We start from the raw sequence: 13,667 nt of genomic DNA on the forward strand, positions 1-13,667 counted from the left end.
GTGCCGGATGCTCACGCAGCCCGGGACCTCGGCGGCGACCGACCCCGCCGTGATCAACGATGCCGATCCGCTGGCCGCCTTCTCCGACCGCAGCCTGCTGATCGTCGACGACGACAAGCCCTTCCAGACCCGCCTCGCGCGCGCCATGGAGAGCCGCGGCTACCACGTGCAGGTGGCCGATAGCGTCGCGGACGGCGTCTCCGCCGTCGAGGCGCGCGCGCCCGCCTTCGCGGTGATCGACATGCGCCTCGGCGACGGCAATGGCCTCGACGTGATCGCCCGCCTCAAGGAGCGCCGGCCCGAGGCCCGCGGCGTGATCCTCACCGGCTACGGCAACATCGCCACCGCGGTCACCGCGGTGAAGCTCGGCGCCTTCGACTACCTCGCCAAGCCCGCCGACGCCGACGAGATCCACGGCACGCTGATGGCGCAGCCGGGCGAGCGGGCCGACCCGCCCGAGAACCCGATGTCGGCGGACCGGGTCCGCTGGGAGCACATCCAGCGCGTCTACGAGCTGTGCAGCCGCAACGTCAGCGAGACCGCCCGGCGCCTCAACATGCACCGGCGGACCCTGCAGCGGATCCTGGCCAAGCGCGCGCCGCGCTGAGGCTGGACCGCTCCGGCGCCGTCCGGTCGGTTGCATCGCCCCGCCTCTGTGGGCTAGCTGCGCGGGTCCCGGACGGTTCGTCCGGGGCCCGAAATCTTTTCGAGGGCGGATCTCGTGAACGGGCGCAACGCCATCACCATCATCAGCATGATGGTCCTCGTCGGCACCGAGGTGTTCGCCGTGGCCATCGCGGCGGGCTGGGCCATCGCGGGCATCTTCGATCTCGGCGACCGGGTCGGGCACGTCCTGATGGGGCTGTTCAGCCTGTTCGCGGCCTGGATCATGCTCCAGCTCTGGCGCCGGGCGACCAGCATCGAGCCCCTGCGGGGCCCGGCTCCGGCGGCGCATCGCTGAACGAGCGCGCACGGGCGACTTTTCCGTTCAAGTTGCATCCAGCAGCGGAATGATCCCTATGCGTGCGGCGTGTTCGACAGTGCGCCGGCCTTCCTGTTAGAAGCGACCGGCGACGGTCTGTGTGACGTTGTCGCAGGTCACACCCCCGTCCTGACACGCGTGAGACCCGTAGATCCATGAAAGCCCGTATCATCGTCACCCTGAAGACCGGTGTGCTGGACCCGCAGGGCAAGGCGATCGAGGCCGCCCTCAGGTCCCTCGGCATCGAGGGCGTCGACGGCGTCCGTCAGGGCAAGGTCTTCGACATTGAGGTGTCGGCAGCCGACGGCGCCGCCGCCGAGGCGACGCTGCGCACGGCCTGCGAGAAGCTCTTGGCCAACACCGTCGTCGAGAACTACGCGATCGAGATCCTCTGATGCACGCCGCGGTCGTCGTCTTCCCGGGTTCCAACCGCGAGTCGGACGTCGTCCGGGCCCTGCGGCGCTCCGGCGCGCAGGTGAGCCTCGTCTGGCACGCGGACCACGCGCTCCCCGCCGGCACCGACCTCGCCGTCCTGCCCGGCGGCTTCTCGTACGGCGACTACCTGCGCTGCGGCGCCATCGCTGGCCGGGCCGCGGCCATGGACGCGGTCCGGGCCCACGCGGCCCGCGGCGGCCTCGTGCTCGGTATCTGCAACGGCTTCCAGATCCTGTGCGAATCGGGCCTGCTGCCCGGCGTGCTGATGCGCAACATCGACCGGCGCTTCATCTGCCACCGGCAGACGCTCCGGGTGGAGCGCACCGACACCCGCTTCACCAGCGCCTACACCCAGGGCCAGGTGATCGACGTCTGCGTCGCCCACGGCGAAGGCAACTACTTCGCCGATCCCGAGACCCTGGCGCGGATCGAGGGCGAGGGCCGGGTCGCCTTCCGCTACTGCGACGCGACCGGGGCGGTCACCGTCGAGGCGAACCGCAACGGCTCCCTCAACGCCATCGCGGGCGTCCTGTCGGAGACCGGGAACGTCCTCGGGATGATGCCGCACCCGGAGAACTTCGTCGAGGATCTGGTCGGCGGGACCGACGGGCGCGGGCTTTTCGACAGTCTGGCGGCCTGAGATCGACGGGCGAGAACGCACCTTAACTCCGCATTAAGGTTTTCGAGGCATAAACAGGCATCCAGTGATCTGGATGTCGAGTTGGACATGTTCGTCCGCTCTGTTTTGATGCCTCCCTGATGACTCCTCGAGCCGCTCCCTCCGGGGCGGCTTTTTTCTGTGCGCCTGCGGAGCGCGACGCGGGTCAGTGCCGAGGGGCGGGTCTCGCCCGAGAACGGCCCGCGCGGACTTGGCCGCCGCACCTTCCGGCTCTTCGGGCAAAGCTGCGCGATCCCGGACGGCGCCGGTCGCGATCGCGGGCCTCTCGCCCCGGCGATGACCCGTCCGTCGCACCGTCGCCCCGGATCCGTAACGCGAGAGCCCAGGCCGGGCGGACCCGACCTGGGCTGAGAGCGATCTCGGCTGACAGCGGCTGGGCGGGGCGAGCCGCCTCAGTACAATCCGCCGGCCTGAGCGGCCCGGTCGGGATCGGGCGCGACCGCCGCCGGGGCGGCCGCCTGGCCGCCACCGCCGCCGGAGGACGGTGCCGAGTAGGAATCCGGCGGCGCGGTGCCCGGCTTGAACGCCTCCAGGATCGTCCCGGCGCCCTCCCCCGAGCCGGCGCGGGTGCCGCTCGCGAGGTTGATGCGGATCAGCTTGATGCCCGGGGGCACGCGGAACGGCGTCGGCGGCTTGTCCTTGAGGGCCGTCTTCAGGAACTCCAGGGCGATCGGCGCCGCCAGGCCGCCGCCGGTGGCGCGGTCGCCGAGCGAGCGGGGCTTGTCGAAGCCGATATAGATGCCGACCGCCAGGTCCGGCGAGAAGCCCACGAACCACGCGTCCTTGGCGTCGTTCGTCGTGCCGGTCTTGCCGGCGAGCGGCTTGCCGATCTGCTTCAGGATCGTGGCGGTGCCGCGCTGGACCACGCCCTCCATGATCGAGACCATCTGGTAGGCGGTCAGCGGGTCGAGCACCTGCTCTGAATCGTCCACCAGCTTCGGCTCGTCCTGGCCCGACCACTTCTCGGCGTCGCAGCCGATGCACTTGCGGTTGTCGTGCCGGTAGATCGTCTCGCCGATGCGGTCCTGGATCCGGTCGATCAGGGTCGGCCGGATGCGCCGGCCGCCGTTGGCCAGCATCGAGTAGGCGGTGACCATGCGCATGACCGTGGTCTCGCCCGCGCCGAGCGACATGGGCAGCACCGGCAGCATGTCGTCGTAGACGCCGAAGCGGCGGGCGTACTCGGCGATGAGCGGCATGCCGACATCCTTGGCGAGCCGGACCGTCATCAGGTTCTTCGAGTGCTCGATGCCGTAGCGCAGGGTGTGCGGGCCGCCCGACTTGCCGTCGTAGTTCGAGGGCGTCCAGGCCTCCTGGCCGGGGCCGGCCTCGATGGTGATCGGAGTGTCCTGGATGATCGAGGCGGGGGTGTAGCCGTTGTCCAGCGCCGCCGAGTAGACGATCGGCTTGAACGAGGAGCCGGGCTGGCGCATCGCCTGGGTGGCGCGGTTGAACTCGGACTCGTCGTACGAGAAGCCGCCGACCATCGCGTGCACGCGGCCCGTGTTCGGGTCCATGGCCACGATGGCGCCGGAGACCTCGGGCTTCTGGCGCAGGCGGAACTGGCCGCGGCCGCCGTCCATCGCCTCGACATAGACCATGTCGCCGGGCTGGAGGTTGGCGCGGCCGGCCCAGCGCATGCCCTCGGGGACGATCACGCCGGTCTCGCGGTCCTTGCCGACCTGGCCGGAGGCCTCGCGCCGGGGCTGCAGGCCGATCTGCACGCCGCCGCCGCCGTTGCCCAGCACCACGGCGAGCCGCCAGGGCGCCACGTCGCCGAGCGCCGGAACCTCGGCCGCCGCCATGCCCCAGTCGCGCCCGGTCAGGTCGACCTTGGTGACCGGACCGCGCCAGCCATGGGCCTGGTCGTAGCGCACGAGGCCGTCGACCAGCGCCTTGCGGGCCCAGGCCTGCATCTTCGGGTCGAGGGTCGTGCGCACCGAGAGGCCGCCCTCGTAGAGCTTCTTCTCGCCGTAGCGCTCGGAGATCTCGCGGCGGACCTCCTCGGTGAAGTAGTTGGCGTTGGCGGCGTTCGGGAAGGCGACGCGCGGGTTGACGCCGAGCGGCATCTTCTTGGCGGAATCCGCCTCCTCCCGGGTGATGTAGCCGTTCTCCGCCATCAGGCGGATGATCTCGTTGCGGCGGTCGAGGGCCGCCTGGGTCTTGCGGTAGGGGTGGTAGTTGTTCGGCCCCTTCGGCAGGGCGGCGAGGTAGGCCGCCTCGTTGATGGTCAGCTCGTGGACCGACTTGCCGAAATAGTCGAGCGCGGCCGCCGCGACGCCGTGCAGGTTGCGGCCGGGCACGATCGTGCCGAGGAAGATCTCGTTGAGGTAGAGCTCGAGGATCTTGTCCTTCGAGTAGGCCGCCTCGATCCGGAGCGCCAGCAGCGCCTCCTTGATCTTGCGGTCGTAGGTCTGCTCGGAGGAGAGCAGGAAGTTCTTGGCGACCTGCTGGGTGATGGTCGAGGCGCCCTGCCGCTTGCCCGACTTGGCGTTGGTCAGGAAGGCGCGCACGATCCCCTCGGGGTCGATGCCGCCGTGCTTGTAGAAGTTCTTGTCCTCGGCCGACAGGAAGGCCGCGACGACGATCTTCGGCATCGCCTGGATCGGCAGGTACAGCCGGCGCTCGCGGGCGTACTCGGCCAGCAGCGAGCCGTCCGCCGCGTGGACGCGGGTCATCACCGGCGGCTCGTAATTGGAGAGCGCGGCGTGGTCGGGCAGGTCCTGGCTGTACTTCCAGTAGAAGTAACCGCCCACCGCCGCGCCGACCACGAACAGCACCGCGGCGGCGCTGAACAGGATCCCAAAGAAACGGAGGATCAGACGCATCCGGTGTTCCGCTCGTCGCTGGCCCGGCCGAATGCCGGAATCGGCTCATCCGGCGCGTGCACCCCGCGCGCTGCGCGGCCGGCCCCCGGACGGTCCCGTGAGACCCCCTCGGAATGCCGGTTTCGGCGGCCGTGCGACGGGGCGTCGGACGTCCCGTATCGACACTCTATCTATGGTGAAACTGGGGCGGCGGCGGCCGCGCGGCGCGTCGGGGCCGGCCGGCCGAGCGTGGCGCGGTTGGTGAAGAACTGGTCGATCGCCTTGGCCATGGAGCCGGTGACGTCGGCCCGCCACTCCGGCGATTGCAGCATCTCCAGGTCGCGCTTGCTGGAGAGGTAGCCGAGCTCCACGAGCACGCTCGGCACGTCGGGGGAGCGCAGCACCACGAAGCGCGCCTCGCGGTGGGGCTTGGCGCTCATCTTCATCACGGGGGCGAGCTGGCCCATCAGCGTGCGGGCGAAGCCCGACGAGAAGCCCCGCGTCTCGCGCAGGGTCAGCTCCTGCAGAATGTCGGCGATGTCCGGCGGCGCCTCGGCGGCGTCGACGCCCGCGGCGGAATCCGCCCGGTTCTCGCGCTCGGCGAGCTTGGCGGATTCGGCGTCCGTGGCCTTCTCGGAATTGGTGTAGATCGTGGCGCCGCTCACCTGGGGCGCCGCCGAGATCGAGTCCGCGTGGATCGACACGAACAAATCGGCCCTGGCGTCGCGGGCGAGGCGCACCCGCTCGGCCAGCGGCACGAACACGTCGCGGTCGCGGGTCATGCGGACCCGGTAGCGGCCGCCCGCCTCCAGCCTCGCCACGAGGGCCTGGGCGAAGCCGAACACGATGTCCTTCTCGAACACGCCGCCCACCGCGATGGCGCCGGGATCGGTGCCGCCGTGGCCGGCATCGACCATGATCAGCGGCCGCTGGTCGGCGGGCTCCGGCGCCGCGGCGCGGGCCTGGGCGGGGGCGGGATCGGCGGTGGCGGCGGCCTTGCGGAACGCGTCGCGGTCGGCGCGCTGCAGCGGGATCGTGAGCAGCACCGCGCCGTCGCGCGGCCGCGTCGCGGTCTCGATCTTCCCGACGATGGCGGGCGCGGTGAGGTCGATCACGATGCGGGACCGCCCGGGCGCGAACAGGCCGTAGCGGAAGCTCTGCACGAGGCCGTCGCGGCGGCTGCCGGTCCCGGAATCGAGCTGGAAGTTGACCTCGGGCAGGTCGATCACCGCCCGGTCGGGCCGCTCCATGACGAAGCCGCGGGCCTCGACGGCCCGGGACAGCGTCAGGGTGAGGCGCGTGGTGCCGGCCTGGCTCGCGACGTCGGCCCCGATGGCGACGGCCGGCTTCTCGCCGTTCTGCGCGGCAGCCGGCATCCCCGTCAGCGCCGGCAGCAGCGCGACGGCGAGGCGGAGCCATGCGGAACGGATCAGGCGCGCGCAGTTCGGCATCGGTCCGGTGTCGTCTCCCGTGCCCTCCGTTAAGGCATGGGACCGGCTTGGTTAACGGGCCGTTGCCGCCGCGGGTTCGATCGGGCCGGCCTTGTGGCCGGGATGCGACAAGTCCCGGCCGCCCGGGCGCCGCGCCTCAGCGGTACGCGACGACCCGGCTCGCCTGCCCGACCACCGTGACCCAGCAGGTCAGGGACGCGTCGGCGGCCCGCTGGACCTCGCCGACCTGCAGGCGGATGACGTCGGCCGGTGAACGGGCACCCGAGAGCGCCCGCAGATGCGCGACGGCCGCCTCGCCCTCGCCGCGCACGTAGCGGGCGATGATAGAGCCGATCTCGACGACGTCGAGGCGGTCGGGGGTGAAGCTGATTCGGTTCGCGACCGCGGCGAGTCCCGGACCCGCGCCCGGCACCGGCGGGGGGGCGATGTCGATCACCGCCTCGTCTCCGGAGTCGGCTTCGAACTCGGCTTCGGACGTCGTCGCGGCGGCTGTGGCCACCGGGTCGGACGGGACGTCCACCGCGCCGTCGGGCGCGGTCTCGGCTGCGGCTTCGGACGCCCCACCGGTTGCCGCGTCCACCGTCTCGGCGCCGGTCCGGGCGGCCTCGGCGGAGTGGTCAGGCGAATGGTCAGGCGCCCGAGCGGGGTCATCCGCCGCGATCGGTGCGTCCGTGGCCTGGATCTCGGGGGTGGCCGGCGCGTCCTGCAACGGCTGGGGCGTCCCGGCGGGACGGCTCCTCGGTCGACGCGGCTTTCCCATCGCGCGATCTCCTCCTGTCGGCGTCGGCCCGTCTCGACGGAGCGGCGGCCGGAGGTCGTGCGCGGCCGGCTCGCCGGCGGTGTCGGCGCCGGGCCCGTGACGCCCGGGCGTCAGAGCGGGGGATCCGGCGGGCCTGGACGGCCCTGCCAGATCCCGGTCTTCGTGCCCCGATCGCGGACCGGGGCGGCCGGCCTCAGCGGGCGGCGGCGTTCTGCGCCAGGGTGCCGTAATCCTTGGCCTGGGCCTGGAGCGCGGCGAACTGGCTGCGGACGAACTCGGACTGGAGCTCGAACGCCTCGCGGAGATCCTTCGTGCGCACCAGCTTCTGGGCGAAGTCGAAGGTCGCGTTGGCGTTGGCCTGCGCGTGATCGAACCCCTTCGCGACCGCGGCGCTGAGGGTCGACTGGAAGGTCTGGCCCGAGGCCTGGACCTGCTCGGCGGCCTTCACGGCGTTCGCCATCATGGTGCCGACGGCGGTCCGGGCCTGATCGACGCTCTTGTCGGCGAAGTCGCGCATCTCGGTCGGGATCTCGAAGTTCGGGGTCTGCATCGATGTCTCCAGCATCATCCTTGGAGCGGGACGCCGCATGCGTCCGCGTTGACGCCCCTCTATATGTTGCACTGCAACAAGAAGTCAAGTGCAGGTTCGGGGCGCACTCACGGATCCGGAGGCCCGATAAAGTTCCGATCCGATGATGTCACGAAGTCATCGGCACGGTGCCGCGGCCCGATAGCAGGTTGCGAGCAAGCTACACCATTGACTCAGGCGGCTAAGATTGCTGATCCCGGCGAAAGTCCGATTGGCAAAAAACTATCTCCCTGTCCATAGGGGCGCGAACGGATCGTGAATTCTTCTGGTATACCAAGCGCATCGGACGAGTCAGGACCGTTGCTCCAGGGCGAGCGCGGGTGGATGCTGCATCGCACCGGCCGCCGATTCGGCCAGGCCGGCGTAGAGCGCGCGGAGCGCCGCCGTGTGCGCCGCCAGACCCATCGGGGCCACCCGGAAGAGGCCGCGCGCCTCGGCCCCGAGGGCGGCCGCCAGGGCGTCGTCCCGGAGCGCCGCGAACGCCTCGGCGAGGGGCGCGATCTCCGGCGCGACCACGAAGCCGGTCCGGCCGTGCCGGACCTTCTCGGCTGCGCCGGAGCGGTCGGAAGCCACGACCGGAATGCCGGCCGCCAGCGCCTCGTAGACCGTGAGCGGCCCGGTCTCGTACCAGCGGGAGGGCGCGGCGAGCGCCCGGGCGCGGGCCCGGAGCGTCGCCCAGACCGCCTCGGGCCGCTGCCAGCCGATCACCTCGACGCCGTCCCGGGCGCGCAGCTCCGCCTCCAGGGGCCCGGCGCCGATGAACAGGGCCGGGAGCCCGGCGGCGCGGGCGGCGTCGGCCACGAGGTCGGCGCCCTTCTCCCGGGTGAGGCGCCCCACATAGGCGACGGCGTCGCCGCGGGCGGGCTCGGCCGCCGGCCCCTCCGGGAGCCGGACGGGATTGTCGATCCTGTGATGCGCTAGGGCGTAGCCGCCGAGGAGGGCGCCGAGCCGCTGGCGGCTGGCGTCGCAGACATGGACGACGTGGAGCGGGCGGCGCCGGCTGGCCCGGCCGACGACCTGACGCAGCGCCGCGGCGCGGGCGACGCGCACGGCCTTGTGCACCCGGCTGCGCGGGTCGCAGGGCGCCGCCAGGCAGGCGGCCGACAGGGGCGCGAGCCCGCAGGGCTCGGCCCGGTCGAAACGGTAGTAGACGCCGTTCGGGCAGGCCAGGGCGTAGTCGTGCAGCGTGACGACCAGCGGCACCCCGGTCTCCGACAGGACCGGGACGATCGCCGGCGACAGGGTCCGGGTCCACTGGTGCAGGTGGATGCAGTCCGGCGGCGCCGCGAGGCCGGCGAGGGCGGCGGCGAGCCGGCGGGCGGCGGCCGCGTGCCAGATCCCGGCGGCCACGGCCCGCGCGGCGCCGAGCGACCAGATGTCGGGCAGGCCGAGGTCGATCCGGCGGATGCCGGCATGGTCGAGGAGCGGGTCGACGGGCCCCGGGATCGCCTGGATGTAGGTGACGGCGAGGCCGGCCTCGGCGAGCCCGCGGGCCGATTCGAGCGCGACCTTCTCGGCGCCGCCGCTGGCGGCCGCGAACTCGGCCAGGATCACGACGTGCACGGTGAACCCTCCCGGGGATCGATCGCTCTCGCGCGCCGGGAGGATGGGGCAGACCGGTTTACGGGCGATCAACCGCGGCCGGATACAGCTGTCGGTCCCGGATCGCAGCGGCGGAAGTCCTGACGTGCACGTCGTCCTCGTCGCAGACCACGCCGCGATCAACGGCGGCCAGGCCAAGGTCGCCATCGAATCCGCCCTGGGGCTCGCCGCCCGGGGGGTCCGCGTCAGCCTGTTCGCCGCGGTCGGCCCGGTGGACCCGCGGCTCGATCCGGCCGGCGTCCGGGTGGTCTGCCTGGACCAGGACGACGTCACCACGGCGCGCAGCAAGCTCGCCTTCGCGGCCCAGGCGATCTGGAACGGGCCGGCCTGCCGCGCCCTGGCGGCGGAACTCGCCGCCTGCGATCCCCGCGACACGCTGGTCCACGTCCACGCCTTCGCCAAGGCGCTGTCGCCGTCGATCGGCACCGCGCTCCGGGCCTCGGGGCTGCCCTGCCTCTACACGATGCACGAGTTCTTCCTCGTCTGCCCTACCGGCGGCTTCTACGCCTACCCGGCGCAGCGGATCTGCCACCGCACCCCGATGTCGCCCGCCTGCATCGTGGCGAACTGCGACGCGCGCAGCTACCCGCGCAAGGTGGCCCGGATGGTCCGCCACGCCGGCCTCGCCCACGTGGCCCGGCTGCCGGAGCTGTTCGCCCACGTCATCACGATCAGCGACCTGCAGGAGAGCGTCGTGCGGCCGCTCCTGCCCCGCGGCACCGCCTTCCACCGGGTCGACAACCCCATCGCGGTGGCGCCGGCGCCGGTCCACGACGGGCCGCCGGGCGACTTCTTGTTCGTCGGGCGGATCTCCACCGAGAAGGGCGCGCCGATCTTCGCCGAGGCGGCCCGCCGGGCGGGCGTGCGGGCGGCCTTCGTGGGCGACGGCCCCGAACGGGCCGACCTCGCCGCGCGCTATCCCGAGGCGGTGATGCTCGGCTGGCGCGACGCCGCGGCCGTGCAGGCGCTGATGCGGCGGGCCCGGGCGCTGGTCTTCCCGAGCGTCTGGTACGAGGGCCAGCCGCTCACCGTCTACGAGGCGCTGGCCTGCGGCGCGCCGGTGATCGTGAGCGACGCCTGCGCGGGCCGCGAGGCCGTGGCCGACGGCGAGACCGGATTCTGGTTCCGCTCGGGCGACCCGGACGACCTCGCCGCGCACCTGCGCCGCCTGACCGACGACGGCCTCGCCGCCCGGATGGGCCGGGCCGCGCACGAGCGCTACTGGGCCGCGCCCCTGACCCTGGACACCCATCTCGACCGTCTCGAGGCCGTCTACGGGACGGTCCTGCGCGAGGCCGCGGCCCGCGTGCCGGCCCACGGCCCGCTCGGGCGGCCGCTGGCGACCGCCTGAGGACGATTCCGGTGCGCACGTCCTCGCGAGCGCGGCGGAGCAATCCAGGGCAGCGGGTCGCCTCGGCACGCGGCGCGGTTCTGCGTCGCTCCGCTGCGCGCGCGATGACGGGGCGCACCGATCAGGCCCGAAAGATCGGAAACACCCGCCCTCCCTCGCGTTGATGCCCACCGGCACCCTTGCGTGCCTCCGTCACGGACGAGCGAGCGACATGGCCGAGACCCACAAGCCGAACGAGACCAAGCCGGGCTTCCAGCAGGGCAGCGCCAAGCCGGGCGACGCCAAGAACCCCGACAACAAGCAGGAGAAGCTGAATGAGCGCCTGGACGACGCCCTGGAGGAGACCTTCCCGTCGAGCGACCCGGTCTCGGTGAAGGTCACCAAGTAGGTCCCGCGCGGGCCGGGCGGATCAGGCCGCCCGGTCGTCCGGGACCGCCTCCCGCGCGCGCTCGATCAGGCGGCGGGCCTCGGGGCCCGGGACCGCGCGGCTGAACAGGAAGCCCTGCACCTCGTCGTAGCCCTCGGCGCGGAGCATCGCGAGCTGCTCGGCGGTCTCGACGCCCTCGGCGGTGGTGGCGATGCCGAGGCTGGTGCCCAGGCTCGCCACCGCGCGCACGATCGCCGTGCAGTGGGTGTTCTCGCCGACCTGGCTCACGAAGGAGCGGTCGAGCTTGATCTTGTCGAACGGGAAGCTGCGCAGGTAGCCGAGGCTGGAATAGCCGGTGCCGAAATCGTCCATCGCGATCCGGATGCCCATGGCCCGCAGCGCGTGCAGCGTCGCGAGGTTGGCGGCGCTGTCGACGAGCAGGACCGATTCGGTGATCTCCAGCTCGAGGCGCCGCGGGTCGAGCCCCGCGGCGGCGAGCGCCCCGCGCACGGTCTCGACCAAGTCGCGGTTGCGGAACTGGATCGGGGAGAGGTTCACGGCGAGCCGGATCGCCTCCGGCCAGGTCGCCGCCTCGGCGAAGGCGGTCTGCATCACCCAGGCGCCGATCGGCACGATCAGGCCGGTCTCCTCGGCGAGCGGCACGAACTCGGCCGGAGAGACCGGGCCGTGCTCCGGGTGGTGCCAGCGCAGCAGCGCCTCGAAGGCGAGGATCCGACCGGCGCGGGCATCCATCAGCGGCTGGTAGACCAGCGAGAACTGGCCGCGGGCGAAAGCCTCGCGCAGCTCGTTCTCGCGCCGCCGCCGCGCCTGCACCCAGGCATCCATCTCCGGCTCGAAGCACCGGAAGGTGCCGCCGCCCTCGGCCTTCGCCCGGTAGAGGGCGAGGTCGGCATTCTTCATCAGCGTCTCGGGATCAGTGCCGTCCCGGGGCAGGCAGGCGACGCCGATGCTGGTGCCGATGTGGCAATCCTGGCCGTCCAGCCGGAAGGGGCGGCCGAGCTCGGCGATCACCCGCGCGACCAGCCCGTCGGCCAGCGCCGGGAGGTCCGGCCCGCGCACCAGGATGGCGAACTCGTCGCCGCCGAGCCGGGCCACGAGGTCGTCCTCGCGCAGGCAGCCGGCGATCCGCTCGGCCGCCTCGCGCAGCAGCGCGTCGCCGACCGGGTGGCCCAGCGTGTCGTTGACGATCTTGAACTTGTCGAGGTCGAGGCAGAGCAGCACCGCCGCCTCGCCGTCCCGGGCGTGGCGGGCGATCGCCTCGGCGAGGCGGTCCCGGAACAGCACGCGGTTCGGCAGCCCGGTGAGTGCGTCGTGATGGGCCATGTGGGCGATGCGGGCCTCGGCCCGGCGCCGCTCGGTCATGTCGATGGCGGCCTCGAGCACCGCCTGCCGCCCCTCGAACGGCATCGCCCGCTGGAACAGGGACACCTCGATCGCGGAGCCGTCGGCGCGGCGGTGGAGGGTGCCGGTGGGCGGCAGGCCGGGTGCCGGCGCCGCGTCGGCGGCCATGGCGAGATCGGCCGGCGCCCGCTCCAGGAACTGCTCGCGGCTGTAGCCGTAATGGGCGATGGCCGCGTCGTTGACCGCCAGGAACCGGTCGCGCGCGTCGGCCACGACCCACATCGGCACCGGGTTGTTCTCGAACAGGAGCCGGAACGAGGCCTCCCGGGCCTTGATGTCGCCGACATCCGTCATCGTGACCGAGACGAGATCGCCGACGCAGCCCGCCTCGACCTTGAGGTAGAGCGTGCCGCCGTCTGAGCGGGGACGGCTCAGCTCGAAGGCCGCGCGCCCGCCCCGCTCGACCATGGCGGCGAGCGTCGCGATCGTCCGCGCGGTGACGGCCCCCGGGAAGAGCTGGCCCACGCGCTGCCACTGAAGGGCGGCGGCGGGGCGCTCCAGCAGGCGCTCGGCCCCGCGGTTGAGGGCGACGATCTTGAAATCGACCGGCCGGCCGGCCGCGTCCCGGACCGTGCTGAGGGCCAGGATGCCCTGGTCGGTGGCGGTGAACATCGCCTGGACCAGCTCGGTCCGGACGCTCGCCCCGTCGAACCCGACCAGCACGAACGGCTCGCCCCAGCGGTTGCCCAGGGGCACGCCGACGAGGCGGGTCGACGTCACCACCCCGGCAGCGAGGCGATCGCACCGGGCGTAGGCGGGCTGGCCGGACGTGAGGGCGGCCGCGACCATCTCGTCGACGGGCTCGCGCAGCTCGATCGGGAGCGCGTCGACTGGGAGGGTCTCCGTCGGGATGATCTCGGCCGGGACGATCCCGGACAACGGGCCCTCCGCGCCTTCGGCACCCTGCGCGAGCCAGGCGCCGAAGACCTGGCCCGCCCAGAGGATCCGGGCGGCCCGCCCGTCGCGGGTCGTCACCAGGGCAGCCCGGTCGGCGAGGCGGCCGAGGCTCCCGAGCACGACGGCCTCGTAGGACGGGATCGGCGCCCCCGGCGTCCGGCAATCCTGCCAGTGCCGGAGGAGGTTCTTGCCCGTCTGTCCGTCGTCGTGCTGCGCGCTCACCGAGCCGCCCCAGTTGTTCACCGGGCGCCAGGAAGCAGGGACTTCGTTTAAGCCGGGTTCATATGCCGACTTATAATCCCATGATACGTACTATTCCCCAGTT

The 13,667-nt window shown here is 72.5% G+C and carries 12 protein-coding genes; 6 read left to right on the forward strand and 6 right to left on the reverse strand.

What is annotated here, in order from left to right:
* Positions 1-7: 7 nt before the first annotated feature.
* The 4 genes from ACX9MN_RS25645 (at position 8) to purQ (ending at position 2,057) form a co-directional block, all read left to right on the forward strand.
* Positions 8-607, forward strand: a complete 600-nt coding sequence (locus ACX9MN_RS25645; protein ID WP_012321283.1) for an ActR/PrrA/RegA family redox response regulator transcription factor — start codon at positions 8-10, stop codon at positions 605-607.
* A gap of 114 nt (positions 608-721) precedes the next feature.
* A complete protein-coding gene (locus tag ACX9MN_RS25650; RefSeq protein ID WP_012321282.1) occupies positions 722-961 on the forward strand; it encodes a hypothetical protein in 240 nt (79 codons plus the stop codon).
* A 176-nt stretch (positions 962-1,137) separates the two neighbouring features.
* On the forward strand, positions 1,138-1,377 hold the full coding sequence (gene purS / locus ACX9MN_RS25655) for a phosphoribosylformylglycinamidine synthase subunit PurS (RefSeq protein WP_020093986.1): 240 nt from the start codon (positions 1,138-1,140) through the stop codon (positions 1,375-1,377).
* Entirely contained in the window at positions 1,377-2,057 is a 681-nt protein-coding gene (gene purQ, locus ACX9MN_RS25660; protein ID WP_489725804.1) for a phosphoribosylformylglycinamidine synthase subunit PurQ, read from the forward strand. The genes purS and purQ overlap by 1 nt, the downstream gene beginning before the upstream one ends.
* A gap of 431 nt (positions 2,058-2,488) precedes the next feature.
* Here the strand turns inward: purQ and ACX9MN_RS25665 are convergent, their stop codons facing one another.
* From ACX9MN_RS25665 to ACX9MN_RS25685, 5 genes are all read right to left on the reverse strand, one after another.
* Complete coding sequence (locus tag ACX9MN_RS25665) at positions 2,489-4,924, reverse strand: penicillin-binding protein 1A (RefSeq protein ID WP_489725805.1); 2,436 nt, start codon at positions 4,922-4,924, stop codon at positions 2,489-2,491.
* Positions 4,925-5,094: 170 nt separating this feature from the next.
* On the reverse strand, positions 5,095-6,354 hold the full coding sequence (locus tag ACX9MN_RS25670) for an N-acetylmuramoyl-L-alanine amidase (RefSeq protein ID WP_020093989.1): 1,260 nt from the start codon (positions 6,352-6,354) through the stop codon (positions 5,095-5,097).
* Between the two features lie 136 nt (positions 6,355-6,490).
* Complete coding sequence (locus ACX9MN_RS25675; RefSeq protein ID WP_489725806.1) at positions 6,491-7,063, reverse strand: hypothetical protein; 573 nt, start codon at positions 7,061-7,063, stop codon at positions 6,491-6,493.
* Between the two features lie 244 nt (positions 7,064-7,307).
* Positions 7,308-7,664, reverse strand: a complete 357-nt coding sequence (locus ACX9MN_RS25680) for a phasin (protein WP_026605054.1) — start codon at positions 7,662-7,664, stop codon at positions 7,308-7,310.
* 330 nt (positions 7,665-7,994) lie between these two features.
* Complete coding sequence (locus ACX9MN_RS25685) at positions 7,995-9,266, reverse strand: glycosyltransferase (protein ID WP_489725807.1); 1,272 nt, start codon at positions 9,264-9,266, stop codon at positions 7,995-7,997.
* 124 nt (positions 9,267-9,390) lie between these two features.
* Here ACX9MN_RS25685 and ACX9MN_RS25690 point away from each other — a divergent pair, with 124 nt between their 5' ends.
* Together ACX9MN_RS25690 and ACX9MN_RS25695 are read left to right on the forward strand one after the other, a co-directional pair.
* Positions 9,391-10,656: a glycosyltransferase family 4 protein gene (locus ACX9MN_RS25690; protein WP_489725808.1), complete on the forward strand. Its 1,266-nt coding sequence runs from the start codon at positions 9,391-9,393 to the stop codon at positions 10,654-10,656.
* Positions 10,657-10,867: 211 nt separating this feature from the next.
* Positions 10,868-11,044 carry a hypothetical protein gene (locus tag ACX9MN_RS25695; protein ID WP_165923182.1) on the forward strand — a complete coding sequence of 59 codons (177 nt, stop codon included), beginning with the start codon at positions 10,868-10,870 and terminating at the stop codon, positions 11,042-11,044.
* Positions 11,045-11,065: 21 nt separating this feature from the next.
* On the opposite strand, the gene ACX9MN_RS25700 is transcribed toward ACX9MN_RS25695, so the two are convergent.
* Positions 11,066-13,585, reverse strand: coding sequence for a putative bifunctional diguanylate cyclase/phosphodiesterase (locus ACX9MN_RS25700; protein WP_489725809.1), 2,520 nt, complete (start codon positions 13,583-13,585; stop codon positions 11,066-11,068).
* Between the last annotated feature and the right edge of the window lie 82 nt (positions 13,586-13,667).

The sequence above is a fragment of the Methylobacterium sp. 1A genome, from assembly GCF_058072805.1.